The organism is Niallia sp. FSL W8-0635 (assembly GCF_038007965.1).
Lineage (GTDB): Bacteria > Bacillota > Bacilli > Bacillales > Cytobacillaceae > Niallia.
In genome coordinates this window covers 1,953,651-1,972,985 of the sequence record NZ_JBBOYD010000001.1, presented here as the reverse complement: position 1 = coordinate 1,972,985, position 19,335 = coordinate 1,953,651, and the positions used below count along the sequence as shown (strand labels likewise).

General features: G+C 36.8%; 16 protein-coding genes and 1 pseudogene. All 17 read right to left on the bottom strand.

The annotated features are described in order from the left end of the window. Nucleotides 1-181: 181 nt before the first annotated feature. Nucleotides 182-1,228 (bottom strand): aspartate-semialdehyde dehydrogenase, encoded by a 1,047-nt coding sequence (gene asd, locus NYE52_RS09185; RefSeq protein WP_341192796.1) that lies wholly within the window; start codon nucleotides 1,226-1,228, stop codon nucleotides 182-184. A gap of 208 nt (nucleotides 1,229-1,436) precedes the next feature. Continuing rightward, nucleotides 1,437-2,033, bottom strand: a complete 597-nt coding sequence (gene dpaB, locus NYE52_RS09180) for a dipicolinate synthase subunit B (protein WP_341192795.1) — start codon at nucleotides 2,031-2,033, stop codon at nucleotides 1,437-1,439. Between the two features lie 17 nt (nucleotides 2,034-2,050). Continuing rightward, entirely contained in the window at nucleotides 2,051-2,932 is an 882-nt protein-coding gene (gene dpaA, locus NYE52_RS09175) for a dipicolinic acid synthetase subunit A (protein ID WP_341192794.1), read from the bottom strand. Nucleotides 2,933-3,242: 310 nt separating this feature from the next. After that, nucleotides 3,243-4,478 carry a M16 family metallopeptidase gene (locus NYE52_RS09170; protein ID WP_341192793.1) on the bottom strand — a complete coding sequence of 412 codons (1,236 nt, stop codon included), beginning with the start codon at nucleotides 4,476-4,478 and terminating at the stop codon, nucleotides 3,243-3,245. 368 nt (nucleotides 4,479-4,846) lie between these two features. Then, on the bottom strand, nucleotides 4,847-5,803 hold the full coding sequence (locus NYE52_RS09165) for a polysaccharide deacetylase family protein (RefSeq protein WP_341192792.1): 957 nt from the start codon (nucleotides 5,801-5,803) through the stop codon (nucleotides 4,847-4,849). 212 nt (nucleotides 5,804-6,015) lie between these two features. Then, the gene (gene pnp, locus NYE52_RS09160) at nucleotides 6,016-8,136 is read right to left on the bottom strand and encodes a polyribonucleotide nucleotidyltransferase (protein ID WP_341192791.1); all 2,121 of its coding nucleotides are present in this window, start codon (nucleotides 8,134-8,136) and stop codon (nucleotides 6,016-6,018) included. A gap of 229 nt (nucleotides 8,137-8,365) precedes the next feature. Next, nucleotides 8,366-8,635: a 30S ribosomal protein S15 gene (rpsO, locus tag NYE52_RS09155; protein WP_016201171.1), complete on the bottom strand. Its 270-nt coding sequence runs from the start codon at nucleotides 8,633-8,635 to the stop codon at nucleotides 8,366-8,368. 381 nt (nucleotides 8,636-9,016) lie between these two features. Beyond that, the gene (gene ribF, locus NYE52_RS09150; RefSeq protein WP_341192790.1) at nucleotides 9,017-9,964 is read right to left on the bottom strand and encodes a bifunctional riboflavin kinase/FAD synthetase; all 948 of its coding nucleotides are present in this window, start codon (nucleotides 9,962-9,964) and stop codon (nucleotides 9,017-9,019) included. A gap of 79 nt (nucleotides 9,965-10,043) precedes the next feature. Then, complete coding sequence (gene truB, locus NYE52_RS09145; RefSeq protein ID WP_341192789.1) at nucleotides 10,044-10,964, bottom strand: tRNA pseudouridine(55) synthase TruB; 921 nt, start codon at nucleotides 10,962-10,964, stop codon at nucleotides 10,044-10,046. Between the two features lie 323 nt (nucleotides 10,965-11,287). Next, nucleotides 11,288-11,653 (bottom strand): 30S ribosome-binding factor RbfA, encoded by a 366-nt coding sequence (gene rbfA / locus NYE52_RS09140; RefSeq protein ID WP_341192788.1) that lies wholly within the window; start codon nucleotides 11,651-11,653, stop codon nucleotides 11,288-11,290. Between the two features lie 21 nt (nucleotides 11,654-11,674). Beyond that, the gene (locus tag NYE52_RS09135; RefSeq protein ID WP_341192787.1) at nucleotides 11,675-11,956 is read right to left on the bottom strand and encodes a DUF503 domain-containing protein; all 282 of its coding nucleotides are present in this window, start codon (nucleotides 11,954-11,956) and stop codon (nucleotides 11,675-11,677) included. Beyond that, nucleotides 11,953-14,124, bottom strand: a complete 2,172-nt coding sequence (gene infB, locus NYE52_RS09130; RefSeq protein ID WP_341192786.1) for a translation initiation factor IF-2 — start codon at nucleotides 14,122-14,124, stop codon at nucleotides 11,953-11,955. The genes NYE52_RS09135 and infB overlap by 4 nt, the downstream gene beginning before the upstream one ends. Before the next feature lie 19 nt (nucleotides 14,125-14,143). Next, complete coding sequence (locus NYE52_RS09125) at nucleotides 14,144-14,446, bottom strand: YlxQ family RNA-binding protein (protein WP_341192785.1); 303 nt, start codon at nucleotides 14,444-14,446, stop codon at nucleotides 14,144-14,146. Next, on the bottom strand, nucleotides 14,443-14,727 hold the full coding sequence (rnpM, locus tag NYE52_RS09120; RefSeq protein WP_341192784.1) for an RNase P modulator RnpM: 285 nt from the start codon (nucleotides 14,725-14,727) through the stop codon (nucleotides 14,443-14,445). The genes NYE52_RS09125 and rnpM overlap by 4 nt, the downstream gene beginning before the upstream one ends. A gap of 15 nt (nucleotides 14,728-14,742) precedes the next feature. Then, complete coding sequence (nusA, locus tag NYE52_RS09115; RefSeq protein WP_341192783.1) at nucleotides 14,743-15,873, bottom strand: transcription termination factor NusA; 1,131 nt, start codon at nucleotides 15,871-15,873, stop codon at nucleotides 14,743-14,745. 98 nt (nucleotides 15,874-15,971) lie between these two features. After that, a complete protein-coding gene (gene rimP / locus NYE52_RS09110; RefSeq protein ID WP_341195144.1) occupies nucleotides 15,972-16,445 on the bottom strand; it encodes a ribosome maturation factor RimP in 474 nt (157 codons plus the stop codon). Between the two features lie 276 nt (nucleotides 16,446-16,721). After that, nucleotides 16,722-18,125, bottom strand: a pseudogene (locus tag NYE52_RS09105) (PolC-type DNA polymerase III); the annotation flags it as partial. Nucleotides 18,126-19,335: the final 1,210 nt, after the last annotated feature.

Here is a 19,335-nt window from a genome sequence, read left to right as displayed (position 1 = left end):
CGTTAAAAAAAGGATCTCTTTCTTCTAAAAATACTCAATTGTTAAGAAAGACAAGATTTTGGCACGAGGCGTATATTGCTGTGTCCAAACTTGTACTTCCTGTATGTAGAAAAATTAGAGTTCTACCTACAGGCACTTTCCTGCATTCTAACCCTTTACAGTCTTGCCTTTCTTCCTTTACTTATACAAGTCCTAATTTAATTAGGCTTTCTGCTATTTGTACAGAGTTCCATGCGGCACCCTTTAACAAATTATCTGATACTACCCACATATGGAACCCGTTTTTCACGTCTAAATCTTGACGAATACGGCCAACAAATACATCATTGCTTCCTACACAGTCTGCAGGCATTGGATAAATTTGATTACTTGGATCATCCTGAAGCACAATACCAGGTGCTGATCCTAACAATTCCTTGATTTCTGCTGCTGTTACTTGATCATTGTCTAACTCAAAATAAACAGATTCAGAATGACCTGTCGCAACTGGAATTCGCACACATGTTGCTGCCACTTTTAAATCATCTGCATGCATGATTTTCTTTGTTTCATTAATCATTTTCATTTCTTCATAAGTGAATCCATTTTCTGTGAACACATCAATTTGCGGAACTGCATTAAAGGCAATTTGATAATGCTTCTTATCACTTTTAACAGGAAGAATTTTTGGCTCGAATTCTTCGTTATTAAGAATAGCTTGCGTTTGGCTATTTAATTCTTCTACTGCTGCTGCACCTGATCCAGAAACAGCTTGATAAGTAGATACTAATACTTTTGAAAGTCCATATTTTTCTTTTAATGGTTGTAGAGCTACGACCATTTGAATAGTAGAACAGTTCGGATTTGCAATAATTCCTTTATGCTTGCGAAGATCTTCTTCATTCACTTCTGGTACTACTAATGGTACCTCTTCATCCATACGGAATGCACTTGTATTATCCACGACAATTGCTCCATGTCTTACCGCATGTGGTGCTAAATCCTTCGATACTCCGCCACCTGCGCTAAATAATGCAATATCAATTCCTTTAAAGCTATCTGGAGTTGCTTCTTGAACAACAATTTCCTTCTCTTTATAAGAAACTTTTGTCCCCGCTGAACGTTTTGATGACAAAAGTGTTAATGTTGAAATAGGAAAATCTCTGCTTTCTAATGTTTTGATCATTTGCTGACCAACAGCCCCTGTTGCTCCAACTACTGCTACGTTATATCCTTTTAATTGATCCATTAATGGTTCTCCTTCCAAAGGCTTTCTCTAATGATAATAGGCTAGCGTCATGCACCGCCTTAAATAATATTATCTATTTTAACATATTCAAGCAGCAATAAAAGAAACTTTTATCAGATTCTTTCAAAAAACACCGATTGGCGCTAAAGAATTCCGATCGGATTACAAAAAGCGCCTTGTTTATTCGGTGATTTTACAAAAATACTTGTTAATCTAAATATTTCTCCACAATTACTGGCTGAATCTGTTTGTATTCTAATGCTGCCTCAATCGTTTCTGCAAGCATAGTCATTCTTGCTACCATAGAATTTGGTTTCTTTTCTGGATCATCCTGACCAAATGGGATGAAGAATATATTCTTTGTTGCCATTAAACGCATTAAATTCATCCCGTTTAATCCTAGTGCATCGTTTGTAGAAATTCCCAATACAACAGGCTTTTGATTTCGCAATGTAGCTTTTGCCGCCATTAACACCGCATTGTCTGTCATCGCATTTGCAAATTTGCTCATGCTATTTCCTGTTAAAGGGGCAATGACCATACAATCTAGAGGCGCTTTCGGTCCAAGTGGCTCTGCTGCTACGATACTGTCGATTATTGGCTGACCTGTTATTTCTTCCACTTTGCTAACCCAATCCTTCCCCTTACCGAATCGAGTATCCGTATTTTTTACATTTCCTGTGACAACTGGTACAACTTCTGCCCCAAGTGATACTAGCTTTTCTACTTGTGGTACTACTTCTGCATACGTACAGTGAGATCCTGAAATACCAAATCCAATTCTTTTTCCTTGTAAACTACCCATATTTATTTCTCCTTTCCTTATTGCGGTTGTTCTGCGAGTAATTGAGCTAAGACATCTGCAAGTATATTCCCAGCTGTTTTCGGAGCTACTATCCCTGGTAGACTTGGTGCAAGTAATGCCTTAACCCCTCTTTTTTCTGCATATTGAAAATCCGTTCCACCTGGTTTCGATGCTAAATCAAGTACCAATGTGTGTAATGGCATTTTTTCAATAACTTCAGAAGTTACAACAAGATGGGGAATAGTATTGATACAAATATCAATATCTTCCACCGCAATTTGTAAATCATCTAAATGTACAGGAGTTAATCCCATTTCTATAATGCGAGCAATATGTTCACTTTGATTGGCTGCAACCTTTACTTTCGCACCTAAGGCGTGGAAAGTTCTTGCAACACTCATTCCTACACGTCCTAGCCCAAGCACAATTACCTTGGAGCCATGTATCGTAGTATCTGTATGTTGAATTGCCATCATAATCGTACCTTCTACGGTTGGAATGGAATTTAATATTGCTACATCATCTCGATCAAATAATTGAACGAGTTTTCGCTTTGTTTCTTTAATAAGCAAATTTAAATATTCATTCGTTATCCCTGAATATACGGTGCAATGCTCTGGGGTTTTTTCTAATATTTCTTTTGTTAAAAAAACCTTTTCGTTCGAAAAGATTGTATCAACTTGCCCATTTAGATCTGTTCCTTTTACGGGTAAGATAATAGCATCTATTTTCGAAAAATCTACGTTATCGATTTTTTCTTTTGTAGCTCCGGTGAATGCATGGTCTAGTTGCTCAAACCCAATTAATGAAAGGATTGCTTGTTGTTCGGTTAACTTGCGAACAATCTCTAACTGCCTTGCATCACCGCCGATAACCGCGATTTTCATCCCTTTCAGCATGAATATTTCACCTTCTTTTTTCAAGATCCTGTTTTCATAGCTCGCTACTTCAACATCTTATGTAAATACACATTATTAGGTGAGTTGTTTCAAGTAATTCCTCAAAAAGAAGGTTTTCTTCTTTATTTAGAACAATCGGCTATAAGAATGAACTTTTAAAACAAGGTGGTTGATTTCGCTCCGGATACACTCTTTTTACAGGGAGGGCGATGAGCTGCCTAGTATGAATAAATAAGGGGATAAATAAAAAAACTAGGAAACAGAATTAATCTCTGTCTCCTAGTTCATTGTTCTTATATGTAGCTTTTTATTATAGTGCTTTTGGCAGTTGTCCGTCTGGGCTGATTAGGGAGACGGAGAATGTGTCGGTGAAGATAGCATTTGCCATTTGATCGACATCTTCTTTCGTTACACGATCGATGTCTGCAATAATATCATCCAAGGAACGATGCTTGCCAAGTAATAGTTCGTTTTTACCATTTCTGCTCATTCGACTATTTGTACTCTCCAAGCTTAGCATTAAACTTCCTTTTAATTGCTCTTTACTATTTGTTAATTCTTTTTCCGTAATTCCTTCTTTTTTCAAGGTAGCAAGCGTATTTTGAATCGTATCAAATAATTCATCTAGTTGTTTTGCTCCTGTACCGCCATAAATAGTTACGATTCCACTATCTTGGTAGGCAGAATGATAAGAGAAGACAGAGTAGGCTAAGCCTTTTTGCTCACGAACATCTTGAAATAATCGGCTACTCATGCTTCCGCCAAGAATATTATTTAAGGAAACAAGTGTATACATTTTCTCATCGCCCACCTGTAATCCATTAAAACCTAAGCAAAGATGCGCTTGCTCTGTTTCTTTTTTTCTCGAAAGATTATTTGCATGAAAAGATGGCTGTACTAGCTCTATTTCCAATTTACCTGCTTCATATGCTCCGAAATACTTTTCTACCTCTGAAATAAATGTTTCTGTAATATTACCAGCAATCGAAATAACCGTATTTTCTGGTGTATAATGATTAAACATATATTCCCTTAACGTATCACCATTAAAGGTAGCAAGCGTATCCTCTGTACCCAAAATAGGATAACCTAGTGGATGTTTATCATAGATTGCCTGACTTAATAAATCATGAACAATATCATCCGGTGTATCATCATACATTTTAATTTCTTCAAAAACGACATTTTTTTCTTTCTTTAACTCATCTTCATCAAAAGTGGAGTTAAAATACATATCTGCTAATACTTCTAGAGCCATATCCGCATGTGTATCCAACACTTTTGCATAATAGCAAGTATATTCCTTTGAAGTAAAGGCATTTACTTGCCCGCCAATACTATCAAATGATTCAGCTATTTCTCTTGCACTACGTGTTTTCGTTCCTTTAAAAAACATATGCTCTAAAAAATGGGATACCCCATTATTTTTTTCATCTTCTTTTCGAGACCCTGTACCAATCCATACGCCAATAGCTACAGATCGAACGGTCGGAATGTTTTCCAATACAATTCTTACTCCATTTTGGCAAGTATATCTTTTGATCAATTATGTTCCTCCTGTTCTTCTACCAAGTTGTTAAAAATAGTTGCGACTGCTAGTATATCTTATTCCTCTTATTTTTTCCAAAATATTGTTTGATTATAATCATAACATATGAAGGTTTAAAAGATGAAATAACATTTTCCTTTTCTCTTGAAAGGAGATGATAGGTTGATTACTTATTAGGTCCCCTGTTGATTTTCGTTTTTTCTTCTTCAAAAGCTCTTCGGAATTTAACTGCAGGCGCACCCATTTCCTCTATTCCCTCATAAGTTAAAGCTTACACTTCCTTCAACAAAAAGCATCTATAAAGCTAAAGCAACAGCCCTTAAAACGTTTTCTTCTTATAGAATACTATAAGATAGAAGGAACTACTATTTTTTTGTATTAAAGCTTTCCCGTTCCTCACTAAGTGTGTCACTAACCGTATCTATTTTATACCCTTTATTCTCAATTTCGATAATTAATCGCTCTAGACTATTTGTCGTTACTTCTGTTGGGTGCATGAGGATGAGAGCCCCATTATGGATTTTTCCAAGCACTCTCTTAAGCAATGTATCAGGGCTTGGTTTTTGCCAATCAATCGTATCTACAGACCAAATGACTGTTTTCAGTTTCTGCTGATCCGCAATCTTCACAACCTCATTATTAAAATAGCCGCTTGGTGGTGCTAGTAAGGTTGCCTGCTTACCTGTCGTTGCTTCTATCACATCGTTTGTTTTCACTATTTCCTCATGAATTTTGCTGCTGCTTATTTTGCTCATATCTGGATGCGTATATGAATGATTTCCGAGTTCATGTCCAGCTTCTGCAATCATTTTTGCAAGATCTGGATTTTTTTGGACCCATCTCCCCTCTAAGAAAAAGCTTGCCTTCACATGATGCTTTTTTAACGTTGCTAAAATATCAGGCAGAAATTCATTCCCCCATGCAACATTTATAATAAAGCTTACCGTATCTTTGTCTGGATTTCCTTTATATATTGGGGCAGGTGGTAAATCCTCTAATGAAATTTCTGGCCTAATTTGCTGAAAAACTAATTTTTGTTCATCAAATTTCTTTCCTTTTTTCATATTTTTATAAGACGCATCTACATCGACTTTTAACCCATTTAATCCAGGAATTGCCTTCCATACTGGATCGAGCTTTGCATCAATTGGTTTTTTTTCATACTCTTTTGCTTTTTCACTTATCGTGGTATATAAGGAATTATCCGCTGTCACTGCAACCGAATTTTCTTGTAAAGTACTAACATATGTATCAGCTAATGGATTATTAACTAGAAACCAAGATATTACAAGAATCCCTACTAGTGCAATTAATTTCTTCATCACCTTTTCCCCTCCTAATTACTACAGTATGATTACTAAGGACAAGGTAGAACGCAGAAATATGGACTGAGCTTACCCTTATTTATTTTTATTTTGTTTCAAGAGGGGTCTTTTCATTCTACAAAAAAAGATGCCGGATAAAATATCTGTTAAACCATTAACAGTTTTTATCCGGCATCTTTTAGAAAACAGCCTTTTATTTAAAACTTCTATTAGTTTTTAGCATTCTCTGCTTGTTCTTTTTGTTCCTTTAAAACAGCTTTACGTGATAGGTTAACTCTTCCTTGTTTATCGATTTCTGTTACTTTCACAAGGATTTCGTCACCGATTGCGACAACATCTTCTACTTTGCCAATTCTTTCTTCAGCAAGTTCAGAAATATGAACAAGTCCATCTTTACCACTGAAGATTTCAACGAAGCAACCGAATTTTTCAATTCGTTTTACTTTACCAAGATACATTTCGCCGACTACTACCTCACGAACTATATCTTCAATAATTTGTTTTGCTTTGTTGTTCATTTCATCATCAACAGAAGAAATGAATACTGTACCATCTTGCTCGATATCAATTTTCACGCCAGTTTCTTCAATGATTTTATTGATTTGTTTACCACTTGGTCCAATAACATCACGAATTTTATCTGGATTAATAGACATCATTAAGATTTTTGGTGCGTAAGAAGATAGAGATTCTCTAGGTGTATTGATTGTAGCCATCATGGAATCTAGAATTTGCATACGACCAATTTTCGCTTGTTGTAATGCCTCTTCTAAAATTTCACGAGAAAGTCCATCAATTTTAATATCCATTTGAAGCGCCGTTACCCCTTTAGAAGTACCAGCTACTTTAAAGTCCATATCTCCTAAATGATCTTCCATTCCTTGAATATCTGTTAGGATACTATAATGTTCACCAGATTTAATCAGACCCATTGCAATACCTGCAACTGGTGCTTTAATTGGCACCCCAGCATCCATCATTGCAAGCGTACTTGCACAAATACTAGCCTGAGAAGTCGAACCATTTGATTCTAATACTTCTGATACAAGTCGAATCGTATATGGGAAGTCTTTTTCAGAAGGGATAATAGGTTCTAAAGCTCTTTCTCCTAAAGCACCGTGCCCGATTTCTCTTCGTCCTGGTCCACGCATTGGTCCTGTTTCACCAACACTGAAGTTAGGGAAATTATAATGATGCATGAAACGTTTTTCTTCTTCTACACCAAGACCGTCCAATATTTGCACGTCCCCTAAAGCACCTAATGTACAAATGCTTAATGCTTGGGTTTGTCCACGAGTAAATAGACCAGATCCATGTGTTCTTGGTAATAAATGAACTTCTGAAGATAGTGGGCGAATTTCTTCTAATCCACGTCCGTCTGGGCGTACTTTATCTTCTGTAATTAAACGGCGAACTTCATTTTTCACTAATTTATCTAAAATCGCCTTTACTTGCTTTAACTCTTCTTCTTCTGTTTCTTTTTCTTCATATTTCGCAAGAACAGAATTTTTCACTTCTTTAATAGCTGCTTCACGAGCATGCTTCTCTTGTACACGGATAGCATCTAGCATTTCGCTTTCGCATAATGCGCGCACATCTGCTTCGATGTCCTTGTCCAATACATACAGAACAACTTCTGTTTTTTCCTTGCCAATTTCTTCAGCAATTTTTTCTTGGAAGGCAATCAAACGCTTAATTTCATCATGACCAAACATAATTGCTTCAAGCATTACTTCTTCTGGAACTTCATCCGCACCAGCTTCTACCATGTTGATCGCATCTTTTGTTCCTGCAACAGCAAGATTAATATCACTTTTCTCTGCTTGCTCTACTGTTGGATTGATGACAAATTCGCCATCGATTCTACCTACATATACACCAGCGATTGGACCGCCAAATGGTATGTCAGAAACAGACAATGCTAAGGAAGATCCGAACATTGCTGCCATTTCAGATGTGCAATCTTGATCCACACTCATTACTAAGCTAACTACTTGTACTTCATTACGGAAGCCATCAGCAAATAATGGCCGAATTGGTCTATCGATTAAGCGGCTTGCAAGAATTGCTCTTTCACTTGGACGCCCTTCTCTTTTAATAAAGCCACCTGGAATTTTACCAACTGCATACAGGCGTTCTTCATAGTTTACTGTTAATGGAAAGAAGTCTAAGTTTTTCGGTTCTTTTGAAGCAGTAGCTGTGCTTAATACAGCAGTATCACCATATCGTACAAGTACTGCACCATTTGCTTGTTTTGCTAATTGTCCAATTTCGACTGTAAGCTTTCTTCCAGCCCAGTCAATGGAATAGACATGCTTATCTTGTCCCATTCATAAACCCCTCTCTACTCATTCACTTCATGGAGGTTCTCGGTTTAAACTACCTAAAACCTACGTTATCTTATAAAAGAAAGAATACTATCCTTAAATTTCTCTTCTACTAGTATACACATTAAATGTAACTAAAAAACGAAATTAATTTATGTAATCTATAGAAACCATATGTTAGATTCGCATTTATTTACAATAAAAAAGCGGGAAAAATATCCCGCTTTTTTAACTATCTACGTAGACCAAGTTTGTTAATTAAAACACGGTAACGTTGAACGTCTTTATTACGTAGGTAAGTTAAAAGATTACGACGTCTACCTACCATTTTCAAAAGGCCACGACGTGAGTGATGATCCTTTTTATGTGTACGTAAATGTTCATTCAAGTTATTGATTGACTCAGTAAGGACAGCGATTTGAACTTCTGGAGATCCAGTATCGTTCTCATGCGTTTTGTACTCATTGATAAGTTCGTTTTTACGTTCTTGAGTGATTGCCATCCTGTTTCACCTCCTAATTCTATTACACTAATCCCCATTTACCGAGCAAAACGTTGGTGATTCGATTTGCCAAGCAAAGGTTGTTTTTAGTACGTACTTAAGAATAACTGTTTTCTTAAGAAAAATCAAGACATAACCTTTTATTTTTTTAAATAAGCAAAGAACCAAAAATAGATTCTAGCAAAAAATGGTTACTATTATATGCCGCAGGGTGAATCCAATTCGCTTACGTATTCTCCCCTGCTATATTGTTACCACTTATTAGCATTGATTCTAATAAAATGAAATAAAAAGTTAACTTACTAATACTAGTTTTTTTCGATTTATTCGTTGGGATATATGGATATAGTATTTCCAAATATACTTAGAAATATTCTATTTTTATTGTGCTTTATCATAGAAATATTGCAAGGCAGTTTGCTTATCTTTTTCAATTTGGGCTACTAGTTCGTCAATTCCATTGAACTTTTGTTCGCTTCTAATTCGTTTATGCCATTCTACTGTTACGGAATGTCCATAGATGTCTTGGTGGAAGTCGAAAATATGAACTTCGATACTAGCTGTTTTGTCCTCTGGATGGAAGGTTGGTTTCGTGCCTAAATTACATACGCCTTCATACCACTTTTCATTTACAAATAATCGCACTGCATACACACCAAGTGGTGGCAAGATAACATCGCTTGTTTGCTTCACGTTTGCTGTTGGAAAACCAATTGTTCTGCCACGCTTATCGCCATGAATAACAGTGCCTTTTATCGTATAATATCTGCCTAATAAAGCCGGAACTTTTTCCATATCCCCATTATTGATAAGAGAACGGATTAATGTTGAACTTACTTTTTCGCCATCAAAAGTCTCTTTTCCGATAATGGTTGTTTCATATTGACCTCGTGATTGCTCGGAAAGCGTTTCGGCTGTTCCTTGTGCTTTCTTTCCATACGTATAATCAAATCCTGCTACTACATGCTTCACATTCAACCCAATTAAATACGAGTCCACGAATTCTTGAGGTGGCAAACTAGCAAATTCGATGGTGAAATCAACAATAAATAAATAATCAATTCCCAAATTTGCTAATTGCTCTACCTTTGATTCAAAAGAAGTTAAGTAATCTACTTTTTTTGTTTTCCCACCAAGTACGATAGAAGGATGGGGATCAAATGTCATAACGGCACTGCTCCATCCATTTTGATTGGCTACTTTTATTGCCTCGCCGATTACTTTTTGATGACCAAGATGTACGCCATCAAATGATCCTAACGCGATGGAAATCGGTGGAAAATCAATCTCTTTATTTCGTTCTGAATGATTAATTCTAACTATCTTCACTACGCTACTCACCTTTTCTAGCTCTAATTTCTTTATCCTTTTTTGCCACCCTTTTTCAAAAGGTGTCCGCAGTATTCATTCAGTCTTCCAAGATTTTTAAAATTTTGGACGGTTTGATTAATCCTTTTTTTGTAGGATGCTGAACATATATAGCTAACGCTTCACCAGTTGTTGTTTGAATGACAATTGGCTCCTTTTCATCCAATAAATGAACAGGAGCTTCTAATACCGTTCCATTTCGTACCTTCATTGCTAATGTATCATTTATTTCATATTTCGGCAAATGTAAAAGCGCGTCTTCAATCGGGTAAATAAACTTATCGAGTACCCCATTTTCCACATATTCCTCAAGCTCTTCAAAGGTCACACATTCTTTTTCCGTGAATGCTGCTGAACGTGTTCTACATAAGTCTGACATATGTGCAGGATACCCTAATTTTTCCCCTATCATCACAGCAAGTGTTCTGATATAGGTACCTTTACTACAGCTTACTTTAAAACGAAAGGATACCGTATCACCCGCTAATTCCTTCCACTCTTCTATTAATTCTAGTGCATAAATGGTCACTTGTCTTGAAGGACGTTCTATCACTAATCCTTGTCTTGCGTATTCATAAAGCCTTTTCCCATTTACTTTAACGGCAGAATACATTGGTGGTGTTTGCGTAATAGTCCCGGTTAATTCTTGTAATATTTCTTCTATTCTTTCCCTCGTAATCGTTTCTGCAACTATCTTTTCTTCTACCTTTTCACCAGAACGATCTTCCGTTGTAGTAGAGTAGCCTATCGTTACTTCTCCTACGTATTCTTTACCAGCATCCGTTATATATTCCGCTACTTTCGTTGCTCTCCCTAAACAAATCGGCAATACACCCGTTACATCCGGATCTAGTGTGCCAGTATGACCAATTCTTTTCATATGTAAAATCTTCCTCAAACGAAAAACACAATCATGAGAAGTAAGCCCCTTCGGCTTCCATAACGGTAAAATCCCTTCCATATACCTCATCCTTTATTCATTTATAAATAAAATAATTAATGCGAAAATAAATTTTGCTCTTTCTACTAATGTCATTTAAAATTCTGAGTTGATTGTAGTGGAGGGAACTTGACTCCTGCGGGAAATGAGGGAAATGAGAGACCCCACAGGCAAAGCCGAGGAGGCTCTCATCCCTCCCCGCGGAAAGCAAGTTCCTGGAACGGAAATCAACGGGCTTTGTTCGAAAGTTAACTTTATTTAAGCCTCTACAAAAAAACTCCTACCGTCCCATATCCATAACCATCATGGAAAAAGTCCGATAGGAGCATACTTATTTTTACATCTTATCTTTCGTCGTTACTAGACGGATCTTCTTTTGCGATTTGATGCAATAATGTATCAATTCTATTTCCGTAATCTATCGACTCATCAAATTCAAACGTAATTTCAGGAGTTTTGCGTAAACGAATGCGTTGTCCAATTTCTGAACGGATAAAGCCTTTCGCTTTCGCTAATCCTTTTAGTGTATTTTCCCGTTGCTCTTCATCGCCAAGAACGGAAATATACACAGTTGCTTGTTGAAGGTCACCTGTAACATTAACATCTGTTACTGTTACAAAGCCGATGCGAGGATCTTTTATCTTACGAGTAATAATCTCCCCAAGTTCCTTCTTCATTTGTTCACCAACACGATTTGGTCTTAGACTCATCGCGCAATTCACCTCATTTTATTAAAGCCATTCTATATCTGTTATTGTTCTCTCTATTTCAGGGAAAGAATCGATAAACTGCTGTACTTGCTGCAATACGCCTTCTACTGAAACTCGTGCAGAAGCAACCGTAACGATCGCAAGCTTTGTTCTTTGCCAAGTATCTTGAAAGTCAACCTCTGAAATAGAGATATTATATTTTTGCTTTAAGCGGGACATAATTCTTTGCAGAACAGCCCGCTTTTCTTTTAATGAGTGGGCATCATAAATGATGCATTCCACTGTCATTAAACCGATTATCATTTACGCTCAATTTCTTCCATTACATATGCTTCGATAATATCGCCTTCTTTAACATCGTTAAAGTTTTTGATAGTGATACCACACTCGTAACCTTGAGCCACTTCTTTTGCATCGTCCTTGAAACGTTTTAATGCATCGATTTCGCCTTCGAAAATTACAATACCATCACGGATTAAACGGATTCCGCTGTCTCTTGTAATTTTTCCGTCTGTTACATATGAACCGGCAATTGTTCCGATTTTCGAAACTTTGAATGTTTGACGAATTTCAGCCTGACCTATAATTTTTTCTTGGAATTCAGGATCAAGCATTCCTTTCATCGCAGCTTCAATTTCTTCAATTACTTTATAGATAATACGGTGTAAACGTACATCTACTTCCTCTGCATCTGCAGCTCTTTTTGCATTTACATCAGGACGTACGTTAAATCCGATTACAATCGCATTTGATGCTGCTGCAAGGGTAATATCTGATTCATTAATTGCCCCAACACCAGTATGAATGATTTTAACGTTTACGCCTTCTACTTCAATTTTATAAAGAGCGGCTGCTAACGCTTCTGCTGAACCTTGAACATCGGCTTTAAGAACGATATTAATATCTTTCATTTCCCCTTGTTTCATATGTTCAAACAGATTATCAAGACTGATTCTTGTTTTCTCTGATCTTTGTGCTTGAATTGCTTGTGTAGAACGAGCTTCTCCCACTTGTCTTGCTGTTTTCTCATCATTGAAGACAACAAAGCGATCACCAGCTTGTGGAACCTCATTTAAACCAGTAATTTCAACAGGTGTAGATGGTCCAGCTGATTTTACACGTCTACCTAAATCGTTAACCATTGCACGAACACGACCAAATGTATTACCAACTACAATTGGATCTCCAATGCGCAATGTTCCATTTTGGACAAGTAAAGTTGCTACAGAACCTTTACCTTTATCTAACTCTGCTTCAATAACTGTTCCAACTGCGTTTCGGCTTGGATTTGCTTTATATTCTTCTACTTCACCTACTAATAGAATCATTTCAAGTAAGGAATCAATACCTTCTCCTGTTAATGCAGAAAGTGGTACAAAGATAGTTTCCCCACCCCAAGCTTCCGGTACTAATCCATGTTCTGTTAATTCTTGCATTACTCGATCAGGATTTGCTGTTGGTTTATCCATTTTATTGACTGCAACAATAATTGGAACCTCAGCAGCCTTCGCATGGTTGATTGCTTCAACTGTTTGTGGCATAACACCATCATCAGCAGCTACAACAAGAATGGTGATATCCGTAATTTTTGCACCACGTGCACGCATTGTTGTAAAGGCTGCGTGTCCTGGTGTATCAAGGAATGTAATCTTCTTGCCATTTTCTTCAATTTGATATGCACCGATATGCTGTGTAATACCGCCTGCTTCTCCTGCTGTTACTTTTGTATTACGAATGCTGTCAAGTAATGTTGTTTTCCCGTGGTCAACGTGTCCCATAATCGTAACAACAGATGGACGCTCTATTAAGTCTGCATCTTCATCATCAGCAAAATATACTTCTAAGTCTGTAGTATCGATTTTGATTTCTTCTTCGACTTCTACACCATAATCTGTACAAATTAATTCAATCGCATCTTTATCTAATTCTTGATTGATTGTTGCCATTACACCAAGAAGGAATAGCTTTTTGATAATTTCAGATGGTTCGCGATGCAATTTTTTTGCTAATTCAGCAACGGTTAAAGATTCACTGAATGTAATTTTTTCTGGTAATTCTTTTTCTTTCTTCGGAGCAGGTGGTGCCGCAGGAGCAGCATTTTGCTTCCCTTTACGATTGTTGTTGTTTCTATTTTTATTATTGTTATTATTAGTTTTTGGTTTATTAAACCCTGGTTTATTATCTTTAGTATTTTTCACAGATTGATTTACTTTCCCCTTTTCAGCCATTTCATCGCTTTCTTTTTCATACTCGTCAGCGATGTTTTTTGCAGCCGCTTTTTGAGCCGGTGTTTTTGGCTTATTTTCTTCGTTCTTTTTATTATATACACTATCTAATTTTTTTATTGCATCCTCTTCCAATGTTGTCATATGGTTTGAGACTTCTACGTTCATCTCTTTTAATTTAGCAATAACATCCTTGCTTGAAATGTTATATTGTTTTGCGTATTCGTATACTCGCACTTTACTCATCATTTCACCCCCGCTAGAATTAATCGAGCAGCGTTAAAAGTTTTTTTGCAAATCCATTATCCAAAACAGCGACAACCACTCGTTGCTCTTTCCCTATCGCTTTCCCTAGGATTTCCCTATTTGAAACAAGCTTTACTGGCACTTTATAGGAACGGCATTTATCTGTGATTTTCTTTGTCGTGTTTTGTGACGCATCTTCCGACAATAATATTAGCTTTGCATTACCGCTTCTAATTTCTTTTACGGAAAATTCCTCACCTGAGGTAATTTTCCGCGCTCGATTTGCTAAGCCAAGTAATGACATCCACTTGTTATCGTTCATTTGGATTGTCTTTGCTCCTTATCTATTAGTTCTAACAGCTCTTCATAGACAGCATCATCTACTTTAACTTCTAGCTGATTAGAAAGAATATTCTTCTTCTTGGCTAATAGTACTGCTTCTCTATCCAATGAAAGATATGCTCCACGACCGGATTTTTTGCCCGTTAAATCGACGGAGACAATCCCTTCTTTGGAACGAACGATGCGAACTAATTCTTTTTTCGGCTTCATTTCACCGGTAGCAACACACTTACGCATTGGTACTTTTCTTGGTTTGTTCACACACATTCACCTCTATCACTCGAAATCTTCCGTGTTTAAACGGAAATCATCCTCTTCTTCAACGTCATCATCGAATTTAATCAATGAATTTTCTGTTGGATAAAGTCCAGCTTCTCTTGCTTCTGATTCAGATTTGATATCAATTTTCCAGCCCGTAAGCTTCGCTGCTAAGCGTGCATTTTGGCCTCTCTTACCGATTGCCAATGACAATTGATAATCTGGAACAATGACCGTTGTTGCTTTGTCTTCTTCATTTACAATTACTTCTAATACTTTTGAAGGACTTAAAGCATTGGCAACAAATACTGTTGGATCACTAGACCACTTAACAATATCAATCTTTTCCCCTTTTAACTCATTTACAATCGTCTGTACACGAGTTCCTTTAGGACCTACACATGAACCTACTGGATCTACTTCTTCATTTTCTGAATGAACCGAAATCTTAGAACGATCTCCAGCTTCACGAGCAACAGATTTGATTTCTACTGTACCATCATAAATTTCTGGTACTTCCATCTCAAATAATCTTTTTAATAAACCAGGATGTGTTCTTGAAACAAAGATTTGTGGACCTTTTGTAGTCTTTTCCACTTTTGTTAAGAATACTTTGATGCGATCATGTGGTTTATAATGCTCATTTGGCATTTGTTCATTTGTAGGTAAGATTGCTTCAATTTTTCCTAAGCTTACATAAATAAATTTACTATCTTGGCGTTGAACAATCCCTGTCATGATGTCTTCTTCGCGATCGATAAATTCGGAATAGATAATTCCTCTTTCTGCCTCGCGAACTCTTTGTGTAACTACTTGTTTTGCTGTTTGGGCTGCAATACGACCAAAATCTTTTGGTGTAACTTCTAATTCTACAATATCCTCTACTTCATAGTTCGGATTAATTTTTTGTGCGTCCTCTAAAGAAATTTCCAGACGTGGATCAAATACCTCATCTACTACTTCTTTTCTAGCAAATACACGCATAGAACCTGCACCTAAATTTAAATCAATACGTACATTTTGTGCCTGGTTAAAATTGCGACGATAAGCAGAGATTAAAGCCGCTTCCATTGCATCCATGATCACTTCACGTGATATTCCTTTTTCTTTTTCAAGTAACACTAGAGCATCAACTAATTCACTGCTCATGAGCGTGTATCCCCCTTTATTCTCTATTATCCATAACGAATGACCGTGTATATTAATGAAGCTTTTTTCAAAAAACTTCTCCCGGCCTCTTTTATAAATTATGAAAAAGTGACAGCAAGTCTTGCTTTTGCAACTTTTTCGTATGGTATTTCAATCGTTTTCTTTCTTGTCTTGATTTTCACTTCAACTGTCACTGTTTTACCATCAAATGCTGTTAAGATTCCTTCGAAGGTTTTTTCGTTTGCGATTGGTTCATACGTTTTAATAAAAACATTTTTCCCAATTGCTTTTTCGAAATCTTTATCTTTTTTCAATGGACGTTCCGCTCCAGGTGAAGAAACCTCTAAAAAGTAGTTCTCTGAAATCGGGTCGACTTCATCTAACTTTTCACTTAATTTCTCACTAACAACTGCACATTCATCAATATCCACACCAGCTTCTTTGTCAATATACACACGTAAAAACCAGTTTGGTCCCTCTTTTACATATTCAACATCTACTAATTCTAAATGTAGTTCATCTAAAATGGGATGGACCATTTCTTCCACTATTTGTGTTACTTTGCTCAAAATTTTTCCCTCCTTAAGCAAGGAACCTTATTATGTTTTTAGAGTCAACTTAGCAAACTAAAATATGTACACTTGTTGCTCGTTCATCAAATTAGTGTGATACCATTCACTTCTGATTTTAGAAAAAAACCCTAATACAAACAGGAAAGAGTGGGTTGCCCCACTCTCCATTCGCGAAAGTTATCCTTAGTATTTCCAATTAAACTATACCATAACCGCTCCATTTATGCAAATGAAAGTCCGTTATTACAACGTTTCTTGCTACTTCCAAAAATTCTATTAGAATAAAGAAAGCTGGTTTTGGTCTGGCATATCAGCCAAGCAACCATGATTGTCAAGATATTGCATAATCGTTTTAGAAACTTTTCCGCGCTGCTGTAAATCCTCTTTTGATAAAAACTCCCCATTTTTTCTAGCTTCCACAATATTAATCGCAGCATTTGTTCCCAATCCAGGGATACTATTAAATGGCGGAATAAGAGAATTACCTTCAATAATAAATTCAGTAGCACTAGATTTGTATAAATCGACCTTTTTAAAGGAATAGCCTCTTTCTACCATTTCAAAGGCTAGCTCCATAACAGTTAATAAGTTCTTCTCTTTCGTTGAGGCATCTAACCCTTTTGCACTAATATCATCTATTACTGCTTTAATACTATGAGAGCCTTTCACCATTGCGTCAACATCAAAATCATCCGCACGAACAGTGAAATAAGCAGCATAATAGAGTAGTGCATGATGCACTTTGAAATAGGCAATTCTCACTGCCATTAAGACGTAAGCCGCGGCATGCGCCTTCGGGAACATATACTTAATCTTTTTACAAGAATCAATATACCATTCTGGTACTTCGTTCTTTCTCATTTCTTCTTCCATCTCATCTGATAAACCTTTCCCCTTACGAACGCTCTCCATGATTTTGAAAGCGAAACTTGGATCTAGTCCTTGATATATCAGATAAACCATGATGTCATCACGACATCCAATTACTTCACTTAAGTTACAAATATTATTATGAATAAGTTCTTGGGCATTTCCTAACCAAACATCGGTACCATGAGAGAGACCAGATATCTGTACTAACTCTGAAAACGTTGTCGGCTTTGTATCTTCTAGCATTTGACGAACAAATTTTGTTCCAAACTCAGGGATTCCAAATGTACCAGTTTTACAATAAATTTGTTCTGGTGTTACTCCAAGGGACTCCGTACCACTGAAAATTTTCATTACTTCAGGATCATCTGTCGGAATCGTCTTCGGATCGATACCACTTAAATCTTGAAGCATTCTGATAACAGTCGGATCATCGTGCCCTAGTATATCTAGCTTTAGGACATTATCATGGATGGAATGGAAATCAAAATGGGTTGTTTTCCATTCAGAATTTCGGTCATCCGCTGGAAATTGAATTGGCGTAAAATCATAAACATCCATGTAATCAGGAATAACAATGATTCCCCCTGGATGCTGTCCCGTTGTACGTTTGACACCAGTACATCCAGAAGCTAATCGGTCAATTTCTGCTCCGCGAATCTGTAAATTATTATCGTTTTGATAAGCCTTTACATAACCATATGCTGTTTTATCGGCAACAGTACCAATCGTTCCTGCACGGTATACATATTCTTCACCGAACAATAATTTAGTGTAGTTATGAGCTGTTGGTTGATATTCACCGGAAAAATATGGCAATAGGTAAGCCTTTGATGTCATCTCTAGCTTTTCCCCTGCCCCACACCGTACGTGACCCTTTCGGTGTCATACGGCGCTCTATCGTCTTTATATTTACGATAATTTAAACCACTAACGCTTGGAATCCTACAACCTTGCGTTGTGTATTGAGTTTCTTTATTGCTTTGGCGTCTAGTGTATTGACATGATAATAGTTTGACCAATTGTTCTGCTTCCAGTGTTCCTTTTCAAATTACGATAAGCGAGCAGAATATTTTCTTCTGAGATGATTAAATCGTACAGCTTTTTAAAAATATTTTCCACTTTTACTTTCAGCATCGGTTCTGTTATCATTCATTGTTGATTATCTTGTAGGTATGAGAAATTATAGGCGGAAAATTTCCGGCTAATGTCTATAAAACGAGCATAAGTAGCAGATATAAGCGGAGATATTCCGGATAAATGCTCTAAATAAGACAAAAAACAAAGATTTGGAGAAGATAAACGGAAAAACTCCCCTTAATTTTAAGAAAATATGGATATTTCCTAATTTAAGCGTAATTTCACCTATTATTTTTCATAAACATTACAATCAAAAATCAGCTATAACAAAGCCTCAGCATAAAAAGCGTCAAATGTTTCTTGGACATTAAAGTATTCTTAATTTCGTAACTTTTGAACCATTAAGTCAGCCAACTAATCACCTCCAAGAAAGGCTTTCGTTTCTATTTAGTCATACAAGAATACTGACTTGTGTAGGATTTGTATCGTAAAAGACGACTCAAGCCCTTCCCTCAGAACTGTTTTTCCCTCGGACCTATTCAGTATATTTGGTCGTCATCAGCAGTTCCTACAATCGGTACTACGGCTTTACTGCCACTTCGACAAATCTTCATTATACTCAAGCTGAGCTTTTTGAAGAACGACTTTCAATCAGTGTGTAATCACCTCAAGTCTCCGAAGCTTCCCACGTTCCGTTAACTCTATCTATACATACTTCCGTAGGTTTCCTCTAAACTCCGTCTAGCTTGATAGCTCCTATAAAGCTATATGGATTTTCATAACCTAACGTTTACTCATCCACACTAGAAAGTCCTATTAGGACCCCTAAGCATTTCTACTTAGTGACATTCACGAAGAGTCAGTCGAGGATTCGTCCAGATAACTCTATCCATACTAACCATAGAAGTTTTGTAGACACCCGGCCTATCGTTTACAACCC